Source organism: Polynucleobacter sp. JS-Safj-400b-B2, from assembly GCF_018881975.1.
Classification (GTDB): Bacteria; Pseudomonadota; Gammaproteobacteria; order Burkholderiales; family Burkholderiaceae; genus Polynucleobacter.
Genome location: NZ_JACVPJ010000003.1, coordinates 130,293 through 151,863, shown reverse-complemented (window position 1 = coordinate 151,863; position 21,571 = coordinate 130,293). Strand labels below are relative to the sequence as shown.

Sequence of the window (21,571 nt, the reverse complement as noted above, 5' to 3'; positions counted from 1 at the left end):
CCGAAGTTACATATAAGATCCCGAATAGCCCAATGTACTTGGTTAAATACACGCAGAAACGCTGGTGTGACGCCGCCATCAATCAAGAATCAATGCGCATCGGCAGCATATTGCACTATAGGGAAATTGATGACCGATGCTTTCGTGACGAGGATGAAGGCGAAGGTCGCATCATTCATTCATCCAATATCCCTTTGACTGCAGATGTGCATAACCGTATCTTTGCCGAGGAGCCATATCGACTCAATGAAGGGTGGACGATTGAGACGAATGGAGCACCGTTGATGTCCGAAAGAAGCCGGTTCAATTCCTTCGTTTTTTAGCTGTGCTCTTCTTAGGCGAAACCATGAAATTCTTACTCACGGACGGCAATTTAAGTCTGATGCTCGGTACTTCATTAAAAATCCACTTATCTTTGCTGATGCAGTGGCGCGAGAGCTAAAGGTTTACCTTGATGCTGCTATGCAAGATGCGCACATGCCTCAGTCAGCACGCAAGAAGCTGCATTTGCTCGAAGTATTGCCTGTATTTGGACTTGTGAGTTACACCAGCGCATCGAAAGACCAGTATGTAACGCATGAGAACCTTGAAAAGTTCCAGCCGAAGCAGCTTAGGCTCGATCCGTTCTTCAGAAAAAGTTCTGCATTTCAATGCGAAAAGGAATTTCGGTTCATTTGGCTCATCAATCTTGGGTGCATGGAAAATAACGATTTTGATCTGACATCAACAGCCCTTCGAACCGTCGATTTGAAAGGCATAGCTGTTCCAATCTCCAGAAAGCCTTTTTCTCTAGAGGGTATCTATGATCGGCGAGGCACTCGGATCGCCTGAGAACGTTTATCAATCGCCTGTATTCTCTAGTGAGCGTGAAGTCGCCAATCCGAAAATTTTTTAATAAGGCTCAAATACCATTCGGGGGGATCATCAAAGTCTTTCTTTAAGTGGTTATAGCGAACGACTTTATTTAGAACAGCGCTGCGCAGTCCATGATCTAAGTCTATCATTAGCAAGCAAATAACCTGCATGAGATGGTATCGAGCATCGATGTCTAGCCCCTCAATATCACCCTTGACGTTGGGCGCAATTTCGTCAACACCCATGGCAAAACAAAGATGTGAATAAAGCTGCACATTTGGATTTCTTGATAGCATCAGTTTTGAAAGATGGTGCATCACCTTTAGATCCTCAACATCTGCCTGATTGATGGCGGAAGAAGCTAATCTTGTGACAAGCCTTCGCATAAATTGCCCCACTTCATGATCAAAATAATTTGCTGTCCTAACAGGGGCTTGACTAAGGTCAAATCCGCAGTAATGACATTCAAGTAATGAAACAGCGGTAATGTATTCAGCGTGCTTCATATCGCTTCGATGAAATGCCACCCCGTGACCACAATGTGGGCATCTGTCATGCAGCATGCAGTTATGGATCGTGCAGATCGTATTAAAGGCGACTCGCCACGATTTTCTAAAGTAAGGCTCGGGATCGCTTGCTAGGCACGCGGGGCAAAACTGAAGCCCAAAGCCTTCAAATTTGCGGTGGTGAAGTTTTAGGCTTTGGATCCAGGTTAAGGATCCTGATTGCCTAGGGCGGTGGTAAATAATCCCTTGGTAGCTTTGCAGCGTTGTTTTAAATGCCTGTTGATATGAAGCCCCGGTTTTACTGGAGAGCTCGGCTATTAGCCATTCTGGCGCCAAGCGGTCTATATCGCGATTCCAGACCTGCTGCTTATTGCCAAAAATTAGATTGCAGAACGTCTGAACTTTGAGGCCATGGCCGTGAGCTAGGCGCACTAACCATGAAGATAGAAGCTCGTCCGCCAGCGGTTTATAGCGAATGGGCCACAGCGATTCCGTTAGCCCGCGCATCGTATTTAAAACCTGCGGTATTGCTTGCGTTTAGATGGGGGCACCCAGTCTAGGGTATTGATGGCGTCTAAGGCAATTTCTTCTGCGCCAGTGCGAATAGCGTTTACTGCCAATTCTTTAAAAAAGTCATGCATATCACCTAACGTCCCTTCAGTGCGATAAAAGATTTGCTGCATCTTCTCGGGGCTCTTGAGGTTCGATGATTTTTTAAGCGGTGTTTTTAGTTCAAGTGTGGCTAGGAGTGCGCCAAATTGGTTATTGGCTTTCCAAAGCGGTAATTCAAATGGGGTAAAACGGCTAGACATTTGAGGATCCGTATTAAAGGCCGTAAAGGCATCTTCAATGCCAGAAGCCACAATCACAACCTTGGTTTCATTGCCTAAACTTTTGAGCGCATTGCGAAAGTCTTTTTGACGATTCAGGCTTCCGGCAATTAAATGATGAATCTCATCAATGATGAGCATCTTGACACCCAATTGCTCAAATAAGATTTTGATTTGCGAGTTTTTCGCTTGTGCTGAAGCGGTTGGTTTATACATGGCCATGAGCGCATCGAGAATGCGTGAGTAAAAGGCGGACACATCTGGGGTTGGCGGCGATTCAATCATCACAACTTCGCAAATCGACTTTTCCCCGTCTGGATCCACTACGGCAGGATGCTGGGCAACAAAGCGCTCAAGAATGGACGTTTTGCCATTAAAGGATGGCGCCACTAAAAGCAGATTGGGCATTCGCGTGATCTTGGGGTAAGCCAATAGGTCTTCTAGCTTGGCAAGAGCCTCCTTGGCTCTAGGATAGTTAAGCCAAGTACCACCACGAATAAAAGCAATTCGAGCCTCATCCGATTCATTGATCAGGGCTTTAGCTTGTTCATTTAGGTGGGGATAGAGATTTTCAGTCGTCATCTAATGGCTGGACCTCATCTGGGTTGTAACCAGCAATCGTAGGCGCTACCGAAATCGTTGAGCTAGGCGCACTCACGCTAGGCATAGTCTTTTTCTTAACCTCACGGTGTTTGACATGTTCAGTGCGGCGCTGTTGCTCACGCCTCGCCTTCTTGTTCTTGATGGCAGAACTTTCTTCAAGTTCTCGCTGTTGGTTCATGAGCTCAAACACCGCTTTCTCGTTACTTAGCGGGACATTGCGCTCTTTGGCGCGGCGCTGGCCTTCTCGTAGCTCCCAAATGCTCACTGGAGGCAAGCTGGTATCTCGGTATGGGATGGCGATATAGCGACCTGAGAGCTCATCAAAGAAATAGAGCCGGCTAATATCTCTAGGGTCTCTATGAAAGCGAAAGTTTCGTTTGTGTTTTGGAAAGTCGGGATGCGGCGCATTGACCCAAGGCCTTAGAACATCATGGTAGTAATGAATGTCGTCAATGACAACGCCATAATTTTGAACAGTGCGCTCTACAAATGGCGTAAATTTGATTCGTAGTGACTCTTCATCAACTGTCCGCCCTGGCAATCCTCTGCCTGGTTTACTTTTGGTTCCGAGTAGTCCATCGGACCACCTTCTTAATGGACTGGTGCCAATTCCTTTGTGTTCTTTAAGGTGGTATTTAGCAAAAAATAGCACTAGCCATTGCTCAAGTTCAGCAAAAGTCATGCAGGCATTGCCTTCGGCATCGTAGACCCCTTTTTCTTTGGGGCCGGAGAATGTTGCACCTTTAAGAGTCTTTAAACCTTCGGATACGGTGCCCATCATGCTCTCAATGTGCCCGCCATATCTAGGCGTACCAGCAGGCCTAAAGTGAATATCGATGCCCAAATCTTCGCATGCCTTTTCTATCATGGTGCCCCGAAACTCTTTGGCATTATCTGCGTGAATCACGGTCATAGCTCCCCACACTGGCCACTCCACATGACTCATTCCAAGGTGGGTCAGCCAGGATTCTTTTGGAAGAATGGCATGCGCAATGCACATTCCAGCAGTTAGCGCAGAAGGGGCATCCAGGCTTAAATGCATGCCAAGACATACTCTGCTGTAGACATCAATTGCCAAGGTAATCCACGCTCTATTAATGGGCTTGCGATAGACATCATCAACAATGATCACGGGCAATAAGGTGTGGTCAATCTGAACGATTGCCAGCGGCCATTCGGCATCAGGAATCTGCCCTTTAATCACTTCATGCTGATCATGCGCGACTGCAGCGCCAAAGCGTTTTTTAGTGCGCTCAAAACCATCGGTTTTCTTAAGTCGATTACGAACGGTATTAATGGCGGGCAGCTTGAGCTTTGCATTAAAGCATCTGCGACGAATCTCTTCTATGGTTGCAGTAACAGAAACATGCTGTAAATCATTGTGAAAGTTTTCAATGACATCACTAATGATGGCTTCTACTTCGGGTGCAATGCGAGTTTTTCCTTTGCCTCCTCTAGCTTTGTAGTTGGGCAATAAGGAAGATAAAAGGCCCGAGTTGCGAAATTGATTGACCCAGCGATAAATCGTCGCCTTATCAACTTTGGCTGAACGAGCAATTTCATCGGCGAACTTTTCAGAGTATGTTGAGCGGTTGTGCAGCAGAGGCTCAATCAGACTCTTGCGATGTCTAGCAATTTCCCATTCTTCATCGGCAATGCTCAAAATATCTCGCGCGGGTGCTCGCGTTGTATTGGATTGTCCAATCGCTTTAGGCGGCCCAATATCACCTATCTTTAATAGAACCTTTTGCCCTGTTTCAAGATCTTTGGCTAAGACCTGATTAATATCAGCGACCGCAATAATGACGTAAGAGCGATCATTATTGGTAATGGTTGCTCCCTCGGTAATCCAAAGTAGATTGGAGGATGGCTTGGTCATGGCGATTTTGGCAGTTCAAGAAGCATATCCCCGCTTATGGGTGTTTGCAAATCAGCAAGGATGAGCTGGGTAATTACCATATGCCAAATAGCAGGGATCCAAGATAGCTTTTCTTGATCGGATGAAGCGAGTGAGTCTAGAAGTTCATTAAAAGTGAGTGAGCCATTACTTAATGCTCTGACAATGGTTTCAATTTGACTGGTCTCTGGCAGTCGGTCCTTGAACGCCCGCAAAAACTTCAGGTTGCTTAGGTAAGGGGTACGTATGGTTGTTTCATCAATAATTTGAAATTCCCAATCGCGTACCTGTGCAAATATTCTTGCGGCTTCAAACTTGGGCGCATATTTAGCGGCGTTCTTGGCAAGGTCGTTGGTGTGCTTCACATCGACTAATAATGGGAATCGGGTTTTGCCAGATTCATCGGCATGAAAATGAACCAACACGTCAGGGACATAGCCCCTGGGCACTCCAGGAACAGGGATTTTGACTGGTTGCACTTCAAATGAAGCGACGGTCGGGTCAAAATCTAAAAGTATTAAGTAGTCTTTTTCGTTAAGCGATTCGAAGTCACGCATTTCACCATTTTTGGCACTTGCATATCGTCCCGTGACGAATAGGTGATTTTTTGGTATTTTGCGCACAGCCATTGCAGATAATTTTAGGTTAATGTGATGATTCTTTGGCATCCTATTTATTTCTTGCATCTAATTCTTATTTAGGACTCCAAATAGGTGGCAGAACATATCAATTGGTTTTTAAAGGTTGTGAGGGGTTTCCTGAGCAGCACTTTTTGGTTTTCTCGGATGTCAATGTGTTAGGATTTAATCAGTCTAAGCTTGAATGTCTCAAATGAACCCAGCACCATTTAAATTTATAGATTTATTCGCTGGTTTAGGCGGATTTCATCTTGCCTTAGGCAGACTGGGAGGGGAGTGTGTTTTTGCTGCAGAATGGCAGGAGCATCTTCGTGATTTATATGTAACCAATTTCGGATTTCGTCCCGAGGGCGACGTCACTCTCATATCCCCGAATAACGTACCATCTCATGATGTACTTACGGCTGGGTTTCCATGTCAACCTTTCTCCAAGGCGGGTGACCAACTTGGATTTGAATGCACTAAGCAGGGCGATTTATTTTTTAATGTAGCAGCCATTCTTAAGCAAAAAAAGCCTAACTTTTTTATTCTTGAAAATGTGCCAAATCTATTGAAGCATGACAATGGACGAACCTGGAAGGCCATCAAGGAAATATTGGGTAACGGTCCAGGGGGGTTGGGTTATCACATTGCCGCAGAGCGTTTTTCCCCACACCACTTTGGGATCCCGCAAATAAGGGAGCGTGTTTATATTGTTGGCTCAATTAAGCCGCTAACTAATTTCACATGGCCAGAAAGATGTTTGATTGAAACATCGATTGATAGCATTTTGGATGACCATCCAAAAAATGCCAAAAAGCTTTCATTACAAGTTACAGAATGTTTAGATGTATGGGCTGATTTTATAAAACGGTGCCCTCAAAATGTTGAGTTACCATCTTTCCCTCTATGGTCTATGGAGTGGGGGGCAACCTACCCCTATGAACAAGAAACGCCGTATGCCCGCAGGAAAGACTATGGCATGGATGGTCTTAAGGGTTTTGCCGGTAGTCATGGGCGCAAGATTGGTTATCTACGAACTCTTGAAGAGAGGTGGATGGCATTGCCCAGTCATGCCCGTACAACCCAAAGAAAATTTCCAGGGTGGAAGATAAATTTTATTCGCCAAAATCGACAGTTTTATACTGACAACAAGAATTGGATTGACCCTTGGATGAAAGATATTCTCAAATTTCCATCCAGCTTGCAGAAATTTGAGTGGAACGTAAAAGGCGGACAGCGAGATCTCTGGCAATATGTGTTGCAGTTTCGTGCATCAGGTGTCCGCGTTAAGCGCCGCACTACTGCGCCAAGCTTAATCGCAATGACAGATACTCAGATACCCATTATTGCTTGGCAAAGACGATACATGACGCCACAAGAATGCGCCAAACTGCAGAGTCTTGATAGCCTAAAAGCTTTGCCATCAACACCAACTAAAGCATTTCATGCGCTTGGCAATGCAGTAAATTCAACTGTTGTTGAGCGTGTTGCTCGTGCATTATTGGCTCAGACAATAAAATCTGAGGCTGGAGACATTACTGTCAAGAGCGTTGATGACGGGATTTGTGTGTGATCGTAGGTGATAAGGAAAGTCAGTTTCCTTTGGTTGAAATTCGCCCTGAAGTGGCCATGTTTTCGGTGCTTAGGCACCTGAACTATAAGGCTTGGTTTGCTATGGCTGAATTTATCGATAACGCGATACAGAGTTCCATCGTTAACCATGAAAAATTACAGTATTTGCATGGTGGAAAATTTCAACTTAAGGTTGAAGTTAAAATTGATACGACCCTCCCAGGGCAAATTACCATTACTGATAATGCTGCTGGGATCTCTTCAAATGATTTTCCAAGGGCGTTCCGAGCTGCACAAGCACCTATGGATAGAGGTGGCCTTTCTGAGTTTGGCATGGGCTTGAAGAGTGCTGCTTGCTGGTTTGCTAAAAATTGGAGTGTACGAACAAAGGCAATCGATGAGTCCGTTGAGAGAAAAATTAGCTTTGATATTCAGGCCATTGTTCAAAATAATATCGAGAGTTTGGGGACCGAGGTTCTAGAAGTTAGTCCAGAGGCCCATTACACAGTAGTCTCCTTGCGAAATTTGCACCAAATTCCTCAAGGGCGAACCATTGGCAAAATTCGTGATCACTTGGCCAGTATTTATCGAATCTTTCTTAGGGATGGGCGACTTGAACTTCGCTTGAATAATGAATCCCTTCATTACAAAGACCCTGAAATCCTCCATAGAGTACCTTATTCTTCTCCTGGAATAAAAGTTCATGAAGAGGGCATTGCACCAGTTAAATGGCATAAAAATATCGATTTAGATTTTGGTGGCGGTCAGAGCGCAAAAGGTTTTGTTGCTTTGCGTGCGGTTGGCTCGACCGCCTTGGCAGGCTTTGCCCTATTTCGTCGTGATAGATTAATTGAGGGTAGTTTTGATGAAAGTTATAGGCCAGTCCGTTTATTTAAACACGCGAATAGTTACCCGTATCAACGATTATTCGGCGAATTGCATTTAGAGGGTTTTGAGGTTAGCCACACTAAAGATGGGTTTCAGTGGGCTGAGTTTGAGGATATTTTTCTGGATCTTTTGAGGGATGAGATCGAAAAAGATCCGATTAATCTTATTGCTCAAGCCGAAAATTATCGAGCCAAAGATTCTCGAGGAGATATCCAGGTTCGAGCTCGTGAAGCTACCGATGCAGTAATCCAATATGTGGAAAAAAATGTAGAGCCACTAATAGTTGAGGCAAAACAAAACCCAGCCGTTTTATCCAAGCTTCCGGCTGAACTCGCAATTTCAGATTTACAAGCCTCATCGAAGACTGTTGAGATTAATGATGGGGATTATTGTTGGATCATAACTTTAAGAACTTCTGTAAATCCAGCAACGGAAGATTGGGTTTCACTAGCAAAAATAGATGCTATTGGCGATGAGGGGCGTGATGTCCGCCGATTAACAGTTGATCTTGCGCTTGCGCACCCCTTTTCAGCCAAATTTTTAGGGGCTAATAACGAAAATATCGAGCTCCTATTGCGTGTTGCATCTGCCGTTTGTATTGCGCTTTTGCTATCAGAAGATATTTCCGCCAACCCTCCCGAAAGCTTCTTATTTCATTTTAATAGTTTAATGAGAGGCGCCCTTGCAAAAACTATTCTGAATGAACGATTATGACAACATCTATAAATATTTTGAAGAAGCTTAAACCGAGCTTACTTTGGGTTCCAGAGAAAAAAGAGAGCACAGAAGAGTTTCTTCAGAGTAAATCAAAGGATCCTAATGGGCCAACCTATCAAGATTTAACGGAAGGGCCAAGTTCTGTGTTGCAGGAAGCTCAGAGAATTCTTGGGCGCTGTTTACCGCCCAGTGGGCCCAATGGGCATAAGACGGGGCTAGTGGTTGGTTATGTTCAGAGTGGCAAAACGATGTCCTTTGAAATGGTTATTTCTTTAGCTCGTGACAATGGCTACGGGTTGATCATAGTGCTGGCGGGTACAAAAAATAATTTGCGAGACCAGTCTGAAGACCGCCTAAAGAAAGATTTGGCTATTGATGATGGGGAAAATTGGTATCTTTATTCCAATCCAGCTGCAAACTCTAAAAGCCAGATTGAGGGCAAAATCCAAGCATGGAAGAAGAATCGCGCAAAAAAGGGTGTTCTGATTACAGTTCTTAAGCATGGCGGGCATATTGATAAGCTCACTTTGCTATTGGATAAGCTGTCAATTTCCAATGTCCCATCTTTGATTATTGATGATGAAAGCGATCAGGCGAGCTTAAATACAAATGCAGCAAAAATCCGCAACGGGAAACTGCTCCCCTCTGAGATGAGCGCAACATATGAAAAGATTTGTGCGTTAAGAGCGGCCTTGCCCCATCATTCATATCTGCAATACACGGCAACACCACAAGCCAATCTTTTGCTGGCCCAAACCGACCTACTAAATGCCTCATTTGCCGAGCTGGTAACCCCTGGCTCTGCCTATAAAGGCGGAGAGGCATTCTTTAGGAAAAACTCTCCCCTCATAAAGGAGATACCTGCGACGGAGGTTCCGGGTCCAAGTAATCTGCTTTCTGCTTCACCCAAGAGTTTATTGAGTGCATTGCGCTATTTTCTACTTGCAGCTTCGCATCATGCGTTGACGCGGGAGCGTAAGAGGGACAGAAATCGCTCGATGATGGTTCATCCCGCAATGCAAACGGCCTCCCATAAGCTGTACATGTTTTGGCTCGAAAAGTCGCTTAAATCACTCAAATCGTTTGTCGAAAAGCAATATAAAACAAAGCCCAAAGTAGTTCTTCAGATGTTTCAAGTTGAGTATGACGCGCTTAAGAAAACCTTTCCCAGCATCAAACCACTAAGTGATTTGATAGATGCCATGGTGGAAGAGGTTTTTGGAGAGTTGAATCTTGTAACGGTTAATGGCACCAAAGATGCTGAAAGGCTACGCCCTATTGGATTTTGGTGGGGGGCGCAAAGTTGGATCGCGGCTATACCGTAGAGGGTCTGTGCATAACCTATATGCCTCGCCCCTTGGGCGCATCCCCAGCTGCAGATACACTCCAGCAGCGAGCCCGTTTTTTTGGCTATAAACAGGCGTATTTAGGTGTGTGCCGTGTGTTTGTACAGCGAAATGTTATTCAGGCATTTGCAGAATATGTAGAGCATGAAGAATTTGTAAGGGCTGCTTTGAATAATTCAAGAGGAAAGCCTCTAACTGATTGGCGTCGCGATTTTATTCTTTCATCAATGCTAAAGCCAACTAGGACTAGCGTTATTGGCCTTGGAATACGCAGTATTCCCGCGGATGGATGGATGGTGCCAAAGGTTTTACAAAGGGATCAGGAAGCCATAAGGGCGAATCAAGCCTTACTTAATAAGGTACGCAAGGTTTGGGAAAAAAATATGGCGCATCAGTTAATGCCGCAAAATTTCCTCAATTTAAAGGGGCCAAAGATTCATCGCAACACTTTGTGTTAATGGATGTTCCTTTGAAAGCAATCCTTGAAGATTTTTTATTGGAGGTAAGTGTTAAGGATCCGGTTGATGCAGGAGAGCATAGTGCAATGTTAATTGCGGCTGCAGCTCTTTTGCGCGCAGACCCGAATTTGAAATCGGATGTTTTCTTTATGAATAACCTAGTTTCTGGGTACCGTAAGCGAGATGCTGGCCGCGGAGTAAATTCAGCACATCCATTCGCACCTATAAACCAATATTTTAGCCAAAGCGCAAATGGAGTTAACGATAGAAGTTTTTGCTCAGATTCGCGAGTTTCGCTTCAGCTACGTCGCTTTGATTTGGGAAAAATGCAACGCGATAAAAGTAACGCTGATATCTTAGGCGTGACTTGGTTTGCATTGCACTTCCCAAGTCAGTTGAAGAAAGATTTAACTATTGAGGTGCGTAATTAGAATGGGCATCTTTGACCAATTCGCAAGCATTTCGTGTGCAAATTCCCCCATTAGTTTTAATGCTGTACCCCTTTCGCCGAGGCGAAAGGATTTTTTAGCCAAAGGCATGGATGGGTCACCTGTCTTTTTGTTATTTGATTCCAGCGAAAGTCACTACACTCCAGGTTATCAATTTAAGCATTTGACGGCACAATTTCATGTTACGTGTAATGTGAGTACTCAAGATGCGAATTTACAAGGACAGTTTGCACTTGTTGCCTGTGAGTCTTCTGTCCCGGAGCTGCATGAAATCTTTATTCGTTGTTTTGGAGCCGCCATTGAAGAGCTTCCGGTGGCCTGCGGCACCAGAGAGTTAAGCTCGTGCATTCGTGACTTGCTGGATCTTTTTAGGGCGCTATCCCAGCCCGGTAGTCGCGAGATTTCAGGTTTGTGGGCGGAACTATATGTGATTGCTAAAAGTGGCGATATCTTGAGCGCTCTCGCTTGTTGGCGAGAAGATTCGTATGATAGATTTGATTTTTCATGGAATGATGGTCGTTTAGAGGTTAAATCTTCAGTTCAATCGACAAGGCTCCATGAATTTTCTTTGGAACAACTGGCCACCCCATTTAATGGGGTGGGGTATGTTGCATCATTGCTTCTGCAACCATTGACTGGCGGCACGGGAATTTTAGAGTTTGCCGCAACCATTGAAACGGCAGTTCAACACTCCCCGGCCCTCAAGAAAAAGCTTTGGAAAAATATGGCTAAAGCGCTGGGGAGTGACTTCTCTGAAGGGCTTGATAGGCAATTTGATGTTTCCTATGCTGATCGACATTTAACCATTTATTCAATGGGCGATATTCCAAGGCCGGACACTCCTGCCGATCCACGAATTAAATCGATAAAGTTTGCGGTTGACCTTACAACTGTTGAGCCATGTCCAAAGGGCGCCTCAAATTTAGAGTTGAAAAATATTTTTCCCTCAAGTAATTTGGATCCGAGAAAACCATCAGTTTGACCATATTTGTCTAGAGTTGCGAATTTGTAATCTGCTATCGCGTTAGCTCTGCATAAGATTGGTTCAAGTCTGAATTTAGATTTAAGATTATTTCCATACATATTGGCAGGAGTTGGGCTGAATGAGTCTGGATTAGACTGTCATCACCGTGATAAAAATCCCCAAAAAGCAGTTGACACTTTGTATAAGAATTTGCCACAACCAATTTTCCCCGAATGCAAAGCTCTCAACAATGCGATAAGAAACGGGTAAAGTCAGCGAAAAGGATGTGCGCGAGGCTGCAAAGAAGAGGCGGTAAACTTAGTCGCATTAACTAGCAATAAAAGTCGCATTAACTTTTGAATAAAATCCTTAAAAATCCCCTCTTTTTCGCATTAACTTCTGATCATTCACAATTGTTTAGAAAGATTTCAAAAGTCGCTACTGTATTGGCGACTTTATTTCTTCTAGCAGCATGTAGTCCGAAACTGGATTGGCGTACCGTCCAATCTCCACAAGAAAGATACTCTGCTTTATTTCCTGGCAAGCCAGATAAATTAGAGCGTCGCATTCCTTATCTTGAACAAGAGCTGCTCCAAACTCTTGAGGCTGTGAAAATAGATGATGATATTTACTCAATTGGCACTATTCAATTGCCGGCCAATCAAAATGCCTCACTTAGTAAGCTACTTTCACAATTGCAAGGTAATTTACTCGAGAGGGTAAAAGCATCTGGTGGTGATGTCACTATTGAGGATGCGTTTTATAAAACAGCAGAGCGACAACGTTTACCCACCAAAGACTACTTTCTGGATTTAAAAACCAACGGTAAAACACAGCAACTCATGCGTGTTCGTTGGATCAATCGTGTTGCACCAAATGGTGATAGTTGGATCTATCAGATCTCCGTATTGCATGCTGGAACAATCCCAGATAATGCAAAAACTTTTTTATCTAAAGAAGGGTATGAAAACTTCTTTAGTGACTTTTCTCCAGAGTAATCAAAATAAAATAAACCTGAATTAATTATTGTTTTTCTAGGGCAGCTACTTTGGCTTCTAGCGCTTCTAATTTCTCGCGAGTCTTTGCAAGTACTTTGGTTTGGAGTTCAAACTCTTCGCGTGTAACCAAGTCCATCTTCTGAAATCCCTGATTCATCATGGCGCGAACATTCTTTTCGATCTCTTGAGCTGGAGAATTGCGGATCGCATCACCAACCTTGTTTTGCATATCGTTTGCGATACGTTGGATTTGCTCGAGAATTTCGCCTGGTTTTTGCATGATGGAGATTCGCAGTTCTATTGAAAGTTGCAGAAAAGATACACATTCGTATTTTAAGTTGTATGGGAAAAATGCTCAAAAAGGGGTTAAAACCCAAAAAATGCCCTAAATTCACCCATCAGGTGCAATATTAAGCACCAATAAAGTGCATTTACATTAATTGGGGGAATTGTGACAAATCTGTGAACGCCGGGCAATTCAATATCACCCCATGCATTAAGCATTTAACCCTTTTTTTATTACAACCAGCAAGGAGTAGTTCATGAAAACCATTCACAAGACAGCAATCTCTGCAGCAGCAGTAGCTTTGTTGACGGGGCTTGCATCCTCAGCGGCCTTTGCTGCTGATGAGCCAGCGGCTGAGGTAGAAGTTAGCCCAATTACAGCAAACGTTACAGTAACAAACAACTACATCTATCGTGGTATTACCCAATCAAACTACAAGCCAGCTGTTCAAGGCGGTTTTGATTATGCTCACGAAAGTGGTTTTTATATCGGTAACTGGAACTCATCCATTAGTTGGGTATCAGACGCAAAAATTGCTACAAGCGCACCTGTTGAAATGGATTTCTACGGCGGCTTTAAGAAAGATTTGATTGCAGAAGGATTTGCTTCTGATTTCGGCATTTTGCAGTACTACTATCCAACAAGTGGAACTATTGCCGGCTCAATTAACCCAAATACAACTGAACTCTATGTTGCTCAAAATGCTACTTTTGGTCCAGTAACTGGTTTCTTGAAGTTCTCCTATGCATTGAGCAATACTTTTGCATTTGCTAACAGTACAGGATCAAGCTACCTTGATTTGACAGGAAACTACGACACTGGTTTTTGGGGAATTACTGCTAATGCTCACGTAGGTATGCAAAGAATTGCTGGCCAATACTACCAAGGTGGTCAGGCATCAGCTAGCTACACCGATTGGAAGCTGGGTCTAACCAAGGACTTTGGAGGCGGCCTGTCTCTTGCAGCAGCTTATGTTGGTACTAACGTGAAACAAGGCAGCGGACTCTACGCCAACACATATGGCCAGTCAACCGTAAACGGCCGAAATGCTGGCGGTCAAACTGGCATCGTTTCTTTAACTAAAACTTTCTAATTTCCACTCTGAACGGAGAAACACATGAAATTAATTACCGCAATCATCAAGCCATTTAAGCTTGACGAAGTGCGCGAAGCTCTCTCGGAAGTGGGAGTTTCGGGCATTACCGTCACTGAAGTTAAAGGCTTTGGTCGTCAAAAAGGTCACACCGAGTTGTATCGCGGTGCTGAGTATGTTGTCGACTTTTTACCTAAAGTAAAAATTGAAGCTGCTGTTGAAGACGGCATCTTGGAGCGTGCGATTGAAGCAATTGAAAAATCTGCACGTACAGGCAAGATTGGTGATGGCAAGATTTTTGTCTCACCAGTTGAGCACGTCATTCGTATTCGTACCGGTGAAACCGGCGCGTCAGCACTTTAAAGAGAGGTTCAAAATGTTAACTTGGATGAAACGACTTGTTGCTGGTGGTGCTATGGCCTTGGCCATTGGTGCTACTGGTGTAATGGTTACTTCGCCAGCTCATGCTGATGAAGTTAAGAAGCCTGCTGTAACAGCTCCTGCGGCAACTCCTGCTGCTGCAGAGCCTGCTCCAGTACTTTGCTCTGAGAAGTGCAATAAAGCAGATATCGCTTGGATGATGGTTTGTACAGCATTAGTGCTGTTGATGACTCTTCCTGGCTTGGCGTTGTTCTACGGCGGTTTGACACGTAGCAAGAATATCCTGTCTATCTGTATGCAATGTTTCATGGTCTTCTCTTTGATTACAGTGCTATGGGCTATTTATGGCTATAGCTTTGCATTCACGGAAGGCGGGGCATTTATCGGTGGATTAGATCGACTCTTCTTGGCCGGTATGAATCCAGAATCAGTAGCTGCAACCTTTAGTAAAGGTGTTGTGATTCCTGAGTATGTATTTATGGCTTTCCAAGCAGTGTTCGCAACTATCACTTGCTGTTTGATTATTGGCTCTTTTGCTGAGCGCGCTAAGTTCTCTGCAATCTTGGTATTCATGGTGATTTGGTTCACTTTGAGCTACCTGCCAATCGCTCACATGGTTTGGTTCTGGCCTGGTCCAGATGACATCAAAGATGCTGCATCACTCGAAGCAATTACTGCTCGTGCTGGTTGGTTATGGCAAAAAGGTGTTCTCGACTTTGCTGGCGGTACAGTTGTACACATCAATGCTGCGATCGCTGGTTTGGTTGGTTCCTTTGTTATCGGTAAGCGTTTGGGTTACGGCAAAGAAGCAATGAAGCCACACAACTTAGTGTATGTAATGACTGGTGCTGCTCTCTTGTGGTTCGGTTGGTTTGGTTTCAATGCTGGCTCAGCACTTGAGGCAAATGGCACTGCTGGTTTGGCATTCGTGAACACATACTTAGCTACTGCTGCTGCTGTATTGGGTTGGTCAGTTGCTGAGTGGGTTCTCAAAGGTAAGCCATCTATGTTGGGCGCTGCATCTGGTTGCGTAGCAGGTTTGGTTGCAATTACTCCTGCAGCTGGTTTTGCTGGCCCTATGGGTTCAATCATCATCGGTTTAGTCGCTGGTGTAGTTTGCCTCTGGGGTGTTACTGGTCTCAAGAAGATTTTGGGCTCAGACGACAGCTTGGACGTATTTGGTGTTCACGGCGTAGGCGGTATTACTGGTGCATTGTTGACTGGTGTATTTGCTGACCCAGCATTAGGCGGCTCTGGTATTTGGGATTATGTGGCTAACGCTGTTGCTCCTGATTACTCTATTGCTAGCCAATTGTGGATTCAAGCTCAAGGCGTGATTACTACTATTATTTGGTCCGGCGTAGTTTCTTTCGTAGCCTTCAAATTGATCGATATCGTGATTGGTTTGCGCGTTAAGGAAGAAGAAGAGCGCGAAGGCTTGGATATCAGCTCACACGGTGAGACTGCATACGAGTCTTAATCAGTAGATTTACCCCTCACTGGGCGGCCCTGGTTGGCTGCCTAGTTTTAAGCGCGGAATCCTCGGATTCCGCGTCTTTCTTTTAATAATCTTACAATGGTGAAATGGTTCCACATCTCATCACTGCACTCACCGGCCCCTTACTCGAATTAGAGTCAAAGGTTCTAGAAGCTACCCCAACGATTGAACGTTGGTTTAGGTTGGAATGGCAAGAGCACACCCCACCTTTTTATTGTTCTGTTGATTTACGTAATTCTGGCTTTAAGTTAGCCCCGGTTGATACCAATCTCTTTCCCGGAGGTTTTAACAATCTTTCTCCGCAGATGTTGCCGCTTGCCGTACAAGCTGCGATGGCTGCAATCGAGAAGATTTGCCCTGAGGCTAAAAACTTACTGTTGATTCCAGAGCGCCACACTCGCAACACTTTCTATTTACAGAATATTGCACGCTTATCTTCAATTTTGCGTCAAGCTGGTTTGAATGTTCGTTTAGGCACCTTCTCTGAAGAAATCAAGAAGCCAACTTGGATTGATTTGCCTGATGGCAATCGATTGTTAATGGAGCCGCTGTCTCGATTGGGCCTCAAGAAGCAGCGTCTAGGTTTAAAAGATTTTGATCCTTGTTCGATTTTGTTGAACAACGACTTATCTGCGGGCATCCCTCCAATTCTGGAAAATATCTATGAGCAGTACTTGTTGCCTGGCTTACACGCTGGTTGGCATGTGCGCCGCAAATCAAATCACTTTGCCGCTTATGAAGAAGTGGCAAAGAAATTTGCCAAAGTAGTGGATATCGATCCTTGGATGATTAATCCTTATTTCTCAAGCTGCTCGAACATCAATTTTCATGAGCGCAAAGGCGAGGAAGAGTTGCAGACAGCAGTAGAGCAGGTCCTGAAAAAGACTGCCAAGAAATATCGTGAATATGGAATTAAAGAGAAGCCATATGTAGTAGTAAAAGCAGATGCTGGCACCTATGGAATGGGCATAATGGTAGTGAATGATCCCTCACAACTAAAAGGCTTGAACCGTAAAGACCGCAATAAGATGAGTGTGGTCAAAGAAGGTCTTGAAGTGAGTGACGTACTGATTCAAGAGGGTGTCTATACCTTTGAGAAGGTAAATGAAGCGGTTGCCGAACCAGTCGTATACATGATTGATCGTTATGTCATTGGCGGTTTCTATCGCGTACATACCGACCGTGGGCCAGATGAGAACCTCAACGCACCAGGTATGCATTTTGTGCCGCTAGCCTTCGAGCAAAACTCTATGCCGGATCTAGGGGCTAAGCCAGGCAGTGCTGCCCCTAATCGCTTCTATCTATATGGCGTAGTTGCTCGCCTAGCTCTTCTTGCTGCATCATTAGAGTTAGAGCGCACCGATCCCAATGCTGAAGCTGCATAAATAAATTACTAATCTCTCAATAGAAAAAATGGACCTTCTTTTTATTGCAGATCCTCTCGAGTCCTTCAAGATTCAAAAAGACTCCACCTATGCAATGATGCGAGTTGCCCAGGACGCAGGACATCGTTTGTGGTTTTGCCAAAGCAAAAATGTTTTATGGAGAGATGATCTTGTAGTCGCTGATTGCCAGTCTTTGGTAATGAAAGCGAGCTCAACAAGTTGGTTTGAGTTAGGTGATGTTGAATCTCGAGCACTGAAATCTTTTTCTGCGGTCTTGATGCGTACGGACCCCCCATTTGATATTGAGTATCTCAACACCACTTGGTTGCTATCTGCGGCAGTTCGTCAGGGTGCCAAAGTATTTAACGAGCCAAGCGCTGTTCGTGACCATTCAGAAAAACTATCTATTACCGAATTTCCGGAACTGATTCCACCCACCTTGGTAACGCGTGAATTGGCTGCAGTAGAGCGTTTTCATCAAGCTCATCACGATATTGTGATTAAACCCCTTGATGGCATGGGCGGGATGGGTGTATTTAGAGTGGGTCCTGATGGCCTTAATCTTGCAAGTATTGTAGAAACGCTTGGTGAGAATGGCGCGAGAACTCTCATGGTTCAGCGTTTTTTACCAGAAATCACTCAGGGTGATAAGCGGGTACTTTTAATTGGCGGAGAAGTAGTGCCATTTGCGCTTGCTCGCATTCCTCAGGGAAGTGAAATTCGGGGCAATTTAGCTGCAGGTGGCAAAGGGGTCGCCATGCCATTAACCGAGACTGAAAAAAAGGTTGCTGATAAATTAGCCCCCGTTTTAAATCAGCGTGGATTATTCTTGGTGGGATTAGACTTAATCGGCGGCTACCTCACGGAAATTAATGTAACAAGCCCTACTTGTTTTGTAGAAATCACCAATCAAACTGACTTTAATGTCCCACAATTTTGGTTGGAAGCACTAGAGAAAGCATTAGCGTAAAAATGGTTGGAATTATCATCGTTGCACACACACCAGTTGCTAGCGCAATGCTAGGGTTTGCTGAGCATACATTTGGTGTATTGCCTGAGCGGGTCCGGGCAGTTGACATCCCCCCTCATGAAGATACCAAGGCAAGTTTTGATCGAGTGCTCAAGGCTGCTTATGGCGTGAATACTGGCAATGGGGTACTTATTTTGACGGATGTGATGGGTGCAACCCCAGCCAATGTTGCTTCTAAGTTAGAAGCCCTCGGTCCTTTATCGGGATTAAATGCGCCTGTCATTGTGCTGGCGGGATTAAACATTCCAATGCTGATGCGCTGTATTTCTCATCGCGGAGAAGGTCTTGAGGAGCTGTCACATAAAGCGCTTGCTGGTGGACAGAATGGAATTTTGCGTTTAGGTAGCAAAGTAAATCAAGAGTAAATAAGGGCCAACACACTATGCCTTCCGCAGAAATCGAAATCATTAATAAATTAGGTTTGCATGCTCGTGCATCAGCAAAGCTTTCTCAATTAGCCGCTCAATTTCCCTGCGAAATATTCTTGTCACGTAATGGGCGTCAAATTAATGCCAAGAGCATTATGGGTGTGATGATGTTAGCGGCGGGAATGGGCAGTACTGTAACGCTTGAAACGGTTGGTGAGAAGGCTGATGAAGCAATGCAGGCATTGACCACATTAATTAATGACCGCTTTGGTGAAAGCGAGTAAATAGCATGACTTTTGCATTGCACGGAATTCCGGTATCGAAAGGCATTGCCATTGGCAAGGCGGTACTGATTTCTCGCGCAGCATTAGAAGTAAGTCACCATCTGGTTGAGCCCGGAAAAGAAGAGGCTGAGGCCCAAAAGTTACTGGATGCTTTTGATCAGGTTCGCTTAGAGCTTGAGCAACTTCGCCAAGGATTGCCTAAAGATGCTCCACAAGAGATGGCAGCTTTCTTGGACGTGCACGGCATGATATTGGCTGACCCTGCTTTGGCTGAAAAGCCTATTAAATTAATCCGTACACAACGATTAAATGCTGCTTGGGCATTAACAACTGAACTCAATGATCTTTTAGAGCAGTTTGCAGATATTGAGGATGCCTATTTAAAAGAGCGTGCCAATGATATTCGGCAGGTTGCTGAACGTGTCATTAAGGCATTAAATGCGCAGAAAAAAGACCCATTAAACGATTCAGATTTTTTACCCGTGAGTGATGTCGGGGTTGAATCCATCATCGTCGCCCATGACATTGCACCGCATGACATGCTCCGTTTTAAAGAGCATGCCTTTACTGGTTTTGTAACTGACCTAGGGGGCAAGACCTCTCATACCGCCATTGTGGCTCGTAGTATGGAGATTCCTGCGGTAGTAGGAGTGCGACATGCTAGTGAAATGATTCGTCATGGAGACTGGCTGGTATTGGATGGCGAGCGAGGGGTTGTAGTCGTAGCCCCTGACGAGCAGTTGCTATCTGAATACCGAAAACTGCAAACTCAAGTCTTGAAAGAAGCGCGCAAACTTCAACAGTTAAAGCATTCAAAAACCGAAACAGCCGACGGCGTTGAAATTGAATTATTTGCGAATATTGAATTACCAGAAGATGCAATACAGGCAGTCAAGCTAGGAGCCGTAGGAGTTGGCTTATTCCGTTCTGAATTTTTATTCATGGATCGCAAGCAAGCCTTACCGGATGAAGAGCAGCAGTATCAAGAATACCGTCGCGTCGTCGATTTGATGCATGGCTTGCCGGTAAATATCAGAACAATTGATGTTGGCGCAGATAAGGCGCTAGGTGGCGGCGGTGACATTTCGCAGACAGGTACGTCTCCCCTTGGTTTGCGGGCCATTCGCTGGTCCTTAACAGAGCCTGAAATCTTTTTGACTCAGCTAAGGGCAATATTGCGTGCATCAGCCCATGGTCAGGCGCGCATCATGATTCCAATGTTGGCGCATGCTAAAGAAATCGATGAAACTTTTAGGTTGATAGAAAAAGCAAAGCAACAATTACATCAGCGTGGCAAAGCATTCAATCCCAATATTCAGGTTGGCGCCATGATCGAAATTCCGGCCGCTGCTTTGGTGCTTCCTTTATTCATTAATCGATTTGATTTTCTATCTATTGGCACGAATGACTTAATTCAGTACACACTAGCAATTGATCGAGCAGATCATGCGGTGGCGCACTTATATGATCCTCTACACCCAGCTATCTTGAACTTGATAGCGAATATTATTGAGCAAGCTCAACGCGCAAATGTACCTGTTGCTGTTTGTGGTGAGATGGCTGGTGATCCTGCGTTAACTAAGTTACTACTTGCCATGGGGTTGACCGACTTCTCAATGCACTTCAGCCAGCTATTACTGGTCAAGCGCGAGATCTTAAAAGCAAATGTTGGACTACTTAAAGCAAGGGTTGCCAGAGTGCTTAGGGCTTATGAGCCTGAAGAGCAGGCAAAGGCTTTAGAGCGCTTGCTGTCTTAAGAGCCTAGTACGTTGTTAGTGCGAGGATCCACATACCGAGCACTCGGCATTACGGCCAATGCGGAATTCGTCAATTTGGGTGGTACGACCATTCCAAAGCAACATTCGGCCGACGAGGGGCTCTCCAAAACCAATTAATACTTGTAGCGCTTGAGCTGCTTGCATGGCTCCAACGATCCCCACTAGAGGTGAGAAGATGCCCATGCTGGAGCAACTGACTTCTTCAAACCGTTCATCTGGAGAAAAGATACAGGCATAGCAAGGGGAGTTGGAATTGCGTGGATCAAAGACGCTAACTTGACCATCGAACTTGAGAGCCGATCCTGAAACCAATGGAATCTTATGGTTCACGCAGGCGGCATTAATCAGGTGTCTGGTTAAGAAGTTATCTGTGCAATCTAAAACAACATCAACACTTGGAAGCAATTCGTCTAGTAAGGAATCAGTAGCTTTGACTTGAATAGTTTCAATTTGAATCGTTGAATTGAGGCGTTGCAAAAACTCTTTGCCGGAGTCCACTTTGCTTTTACCTAAGCTGCTCTCGGTATGCATGATTTGGCGCTGCAAATTGGTAAGCTCGACTTCATCATGATCGACTAAGGTAATGTGACCCACACCTGCAGCAGCCAGATAGGGCGCAGCGGCACTGCCTAAGCCGCCTGCACCGATAACCAGTGCATGAGAGTTAAGAAGCCTCTCTTGGCCAGCAACATCGATTTCCTCAAGCAGTAAGTGCCTAGAGTATCGAAGTAACTGCTCATCATTCATTTGCCGGTCGTGAGGATA

At 44.7% G+C, this 21,571-nt stretch carries 23 protein-coding genes; 17 read left to right on the top strand and 6 right to left on the bottom strand.

Annotation, left to right across the window (positions count from 1 at the left end):
* Positions 1–32: 32 nt before the first annotated feature.
* Complete coding sequence (locus ICN48_RS04555) at positions 33–323, top strand: hypothetical protein (RefSeq protein WP_216152529.1); 291 nt, start codon at positions 33–35, stop codon at positions 321–323.
* Positions 324–426: 103 nt separating this feature from the next.
* Positions 427–831: a hypothetical protein gene (locus ICN48_RS04550; protein WP_216152528.1), complete on the top strand. Its 405-nt coding sequence runs from the start codon at positions 427–429 to the stop codon at positions 829–831.
* A gap of 26 nt (positions 832–857) precedes the next feature.
* On the opposite strand, the gene ICN48_RS04545 is transcribed toward ICN48_RS04550, so the two are convergent.
* Genes ICN48_RS04545 through ICN48_RS04530 form a run of 4 tightly spaced genes read right to left on the bottom strand, consistent with a single transcriptional unit; the run spans position 858 to position 5,359 of the window.
* Positions 858–1,868 carry a TniQ family protein gene (locus ICN48_RS04545; RefSeq protein WP_216152527.1) on the bottom strand — a complete coding sequence of 337 codons (1,011 nt, stop codon included), beginning with the start codon at positions 1,866–1,868 and terminating at the stop codon, positions 858–860.
* 5 nt (positions 1,869–1,873) lie between these two features.
* Positions 1,874–2,773 (bottom strand): TniB family NTP-binding protein, encoded by a 900-nt coding sequence (locus tag ICN48_RS04540; RefSeq protein WP_216152526.1) that lies wholly within the window; start codon positions 2,771–2,773, stop codon positions 1,874–1,876.
* Positions 2,763–4,673, bottom strand: a complete 1,911-nt coding sequence (locus ICN48_RS04535) for a Mu transposase C-terminal domain-containing protein (RefSeq protein WP_216152525.1) — start codon at positions 4,671–4,673, stop codon at positions 2,763–2,765. The genes ICN48_RS04540 and ICN48_RS04535 overlap by 11 nt, the downstream gene beginning before the upstream one ends.
* Complete coding sequence (locus tag ICN48_RS04530; RefSeq protein WP_216152524.1) at positions 4,670–5,359, bottom strand: TnsA endonuclease N-terminal domain-containing protein; 690 nt, start codon at positions 5,357–5,359, stop codon at positions 4,670–4,672. The genes ICN48_RS04535 and ICN48_RS04530 overlap by 4 nt, the downstream gene beginning before the upstream one ends.
* A 163-nt stretch (positions 5,360–5,522) precedes the next feature.
* Between ICN48_RS04530 and ICN48_RS04525 the strand changes: the two genes are divergently transcribed.
* The 7 genes from ICN48_RS04525 to ICN48_RS04505 all read left to right on the top strand — a co-directional run bounded on the left by ICN48_RS04525 (position 5,523) and on the right by ICN48_RS04505 (position 12,703).
* On the top strand, positions 5,523–6,884 hold the full coding sequence (locus ICN48_RS04525; protein ID WP_255539465.1) for a DNA cytosine methyltransferase: 1,362 nt from the start codon (positions 5,523–5,525) through the stop codon (positions 6,882–6,884).
* The gene (locus ICN48_RS04520) at positions 6,881–8,485 is read left to right on the top strand and encodes an ATP-binding protein (RefSeq protein WP_370624138.1); all 1,605 of its coding nucleotides are present in this window, start codon (positions 6,881–6,883) and stop codon (positions 8,483–8,485) included. The genes ICN48_RS04525 and ICN48_RS04520 overlap by 4 nt, the downstream gene beginning before the upstream one ends.
* Positions 8,482–9,813 carry a Z1 domain-containing protein gene (locus tag ICN48_RS13830; RefSeq protein WP_255539464.1) on the top strand — a complete coding sequence of 444 codons (1,332 nt, stop codon included), beginning with the start codon at positions 8,482–8,484 and terminating at the stop codon, positions 9,811–9,813. The genes ICN48_RS04520 and ICN48_RS13830 overlap by 4 nt, the downstream gene beginning before the upstream one ends.
* Positions 9,777–10,292, top strand: coding sequence for a Z1 domain-containing protein (locus ICN48_RS13825; RefSeq protein WP_370624137.1), 516 nt, complete (start codon positions 9,777–9,779; stop codon positions 10,290–10,292). The genes ICN48_RS13830 and ICN48_RS13825 overlap by 37 nt, the downstream gene beginning before the upstream one ends.
* Before the next feature lie 11 nt (positions 10,293–10,303).
* Positions 10,304–10,723 carry a hypothetical protein gene (locus ICN48_RS13820; RefSeq protein WP_255539462.1) on the top strand — a complete coding sequence of 140 codons (420 nt, stop codon included), beginning with the start codon at positions 10,304–10,306 and terminating at the stop codon, positions 10,721–10,723.
* Positions 10,724–10,829: 106 nt separating this feature from the next.
* Positions 10,830–11,723 carry a PD-(D/E)XK motif protein gene (locus ICN48_RS04510; RefSeq protein ID WP_216152522.1) on the top strand — a complete coding sequence of 298 codons (894 nt, stop codon included), beginning with the start codon at positions 10,830–10,832 and terminating at the stop codon, positions 11,721–11,723.
* A 338-nt stretch (positions 11,724–12,061) separates the two neighbouring features.
* The gene (locus ICN48_RS04505; protein ID WP_255539461.1) at positions 12,062–12,703 is read left to right on the top strand and encodes a hypothetical protein; all 642 of its coding nucleotides are present in this window, start codon (positions 12,062–12,064) and stop codon (positions 12,701–12,703) included.
* Positions 12,704–12,728: 25 nt separating this feature from the next.
* Here the strand turns inward: ICN48_RS04505 and ICN48_RS04500 are convergent, their stop codons facing one another.
* Entirely contained in the window at positions 12,729–12,983 is a 255-nt protein-coding gene (locus ICN48_RS04500) for an accessory factor UbiK family protein (RefSeq protein ID WP_215321110.1), read from the bottom strand.
* 262 nt (positions 12,984–13,245) lie between these two features.
* Between ICN48_RS04500 and ICN48_RS04495 the strand changes: the two genes are divergently transcribed.
* The 8 genes from ICN48_RS04495 to ptsP all read left to right on the top strand — a co-directional run bounded on the left by ICN48_RS04495 (position 13,246) and on the right by ptsP (position 20,785).
* The gene (locus ICN48_RS04495) at positions 13,246–14,082 is read left to right on the top strand and encodes a TorF family putative porin (protein WP_216152521.1); all 837 of its coding nucleotides are present in this window, start codon (positions 13,246–13,248) and stop codon (positions 14,080–14,082) included.
* A gap of 24 nt (positions 14,083–14,106) precedes the next feature.
* Complete coding sequence (locus ICN48_RS04490; protein WP_011903792.1) at positions 14,107–14,445, top strand: P-II family nitrogen regulator; 339 nt, start codon at positions 14,107–14,109, stop codon at positions 14,443–14,445.
* A gap of 13 nt (positions 14,446–14,458) precedes the next feature.
* Entirely contained in the window at positions 14,459–15,943 is a 1,485-nt protein-coding gene (locus tag ICN48_RS04485) for an ammonium transporter (protein ID WP_216152520.1), read from the top strand.
* A 104-nt stretch (positions 15,944–16,047) separates the two neighbouring features.
* Positions 16,048–17,346: a glutamate--cysteine ligase gene (gene gshA / locus ICN48_RS04480; protein WP_216152519.1), complete on the top strand. Its 1,299-nt coding sequence runs from the start codon at positions 16,048–16,050 to the stop codon at positions 17,344–17,346.
* A gap of 28 nt (positions 17,347–17,374) precedes the next feature.
* Entirely contained in the window at positions 17,375–18,316 is a 942-nt protein-coding gene (gene gshB / locus ICN48_RS04475) for a glutathione synthase (RefSeq protein ID WP_216152518.1), read from the top strand.
* Between the two features lie 2 nt (positions 18,317–18,318).
* Positions 18,319–18,741 carry a PTS sugar transporter subunit IIA gene (locus tag ICN48_RS04470; protein ID WP_216152517.1) on the top strand — a complete coding sequence of 141 codons (423 nt, stop codon included), beginning with the start codon at positions 18,319–18,321 and terminating at the stop codon, positions 18,739–18,741.
* 17 nt (positions 18,742–18,758) lie between these two features.
* The gene (locus ICN48_RS04465) at positions 18,759–19,028 is read left to right on the top strand and encodes an HPr family phosphocarrier protein (protein WP_216152516.1); all 270 of its coding nucleotides are present in this window, start codon (positions 18,759–18,761) and stop codon (positions 19,026–19,028) included.
* A 5-nt stretch (positions 19,029–19,033) separates the two neighbouring features.
* The gene (ptsP, locus tag ICN48_RS04460) at positions 19,034–20,785 is read left to right on the top strand and encodes a phosphoenolpyruvate--protein phosphotransferase (protein WP_216152515.1); all 1,752 of its coding nucleotides are present in this window, start codon (positions 19,034–19,036) and stop codon (positions 20,783–20,785) included.
* 15 nt (positions 20,786–20,800) lie between these two features.
* Here ptsP and ICN48_RS04455 read toward each other — a convergent pair whose 3' ends face one another.
* The gene (locus ICN48_RS04455) at positions 20,801–21,553 is read right to left on the bottom strand and encodes a HesA/MoeB/ThiF family protein (protein WP_216152514.1); all 753 of its coding nucleotides are present in this window, start codon (positions 21,551–21,553) and stop codon (positions 20,801–20,803) included.
* Between the last annotated feature and the right edge of the window lie 18 nt (positions 21,554–21,571).

Excerpts from the sequence above, each read along its gene's own strand:
- ICN48_RS04555 (WP_216152529.1), top strand. The coding sequence starts at position 33 with ATGTACTTGGTTAAATACACGCAGAAACGCTGGTGTGACGCCGCCATC.
- ICN48_RS04545 (WP_216152527.1), bottom strand. The coding sequence starts at position 1,868 with ATGCGCGGGCTAACGGAATCGCTGTGGCCCATTCGCTATAAACCGCTG.
- ICN48_RS04540 (WP_216152526.1), bottom strand. The coding sequence starts at position 2,773 with ATGACGACTGAAAATCTCTATCCCCACCTAAATGAACAAGCTAAAGCC.
- ICN48_RS04535 (WP_216152525.1), bottom strand. The coding sequence starts at position 4,673 with ATGACCAAGCCATCCTCCAATCTACTTTGGATTACCGAGGGAGCAACC.
- ICN48_RS04530 (WP_216152524.1), bottom strand. The coding sequence starts at position 5,359 with ATGCCAAAGAATCATCACATTAACCTAAAATTATCTGCAATGGCTGTG.
- ICN48_RS04525 (WP_255539465.1), top strand. The coding sequence starts at position 5,523 with ATGAACCCAGCACCATTTAAATTTATAGATTTATTCGCTGGTTTAGGC.
- ICN48_RS13830 (WP_255539464.1), top strand. The coding sequence starts at position 8,482 with ATGACAACATCTATAAATATTTTGAAGAAGCTTAAACCGAGCTTACTT.
- ICN48_RS04510 (WP_216152522.1), top strand. The coding sequence starts at position 10,830 with ATGGATGGGTCACCTGTCTTTTTGTTATTTGATTCCAGCGAAAGTCAC.
- ICN48_RS04500 (WP_215321110.1), bottom strand. The coding sequence starts at position 12,983 with ATGCAAAAACCAGGCGAAATTCTCGAGCAAATCCAACGTATCGCAAAC.
- ICN48_RS04495 (WP_216152521.1), top strand. The coding sequence starts at position 13,246 with ATGAAAACCATTCACAAGACAGCAATCTCTGCAGCAGCAGTAGCTTTG.
- ICN48_RS04490 (WP_011903792.1), top strand. The coding sequence starts at position 14,107 with ATGAAATTAATTACCGCAATCATCAAGCCATTTAAGCTTGACGAAGTG.
- ICN48_RS04485 (WP_216152520.1), top strand. The coding sequence starts at position 14,459 with ATGTTAACTTGGATGAAACGACTTGTTGCTGGTGGTGCTATGGCCTTG.
- gshA (WP_216152519.1), top strand. The coding sequence starts at position 16,048 with ATGGTTCCACATCTCATCACTGCACTCACCGGCCCCTTACTCGAATTA.
- gshB (WP_216152518.1), top strand. The coding sequence starts at position 17,375 with ATGGACCTTCTTTTTATTGCAGATCCTCTCGAGTCCTTCAAGATTCAA.
- ICN48_RS04470 (WP_216152517.1), top strand. The coding sequence starts at position 18,319 with ATGGTTGGAATTATCATCGTTGCACACACACCAGTTGCTAGCGCAATG.
- ICN48_RS04465 (WP_216152516.1), top strand. The coding sequence starts at position 18,759 with ATGCCTTCCGCAGAAATCGAAATCATTAATAAATTAGGTTTGCATGCT.
- ptsP (WP_216152515.1), top strand. The coding sequence starts at position 19,034 with ATGACTTTTGCATTGCACGGAATTCCGGTATCGAAAGGCATTGCCATT.
- ICN48_RS04455 (WP_216152514.1), bottom strand. The coding sequence starts at position 21,553 with ATGAATGATGAGCAGTTACTTCGATACTCTAGGCACTTACTGCTTGAG.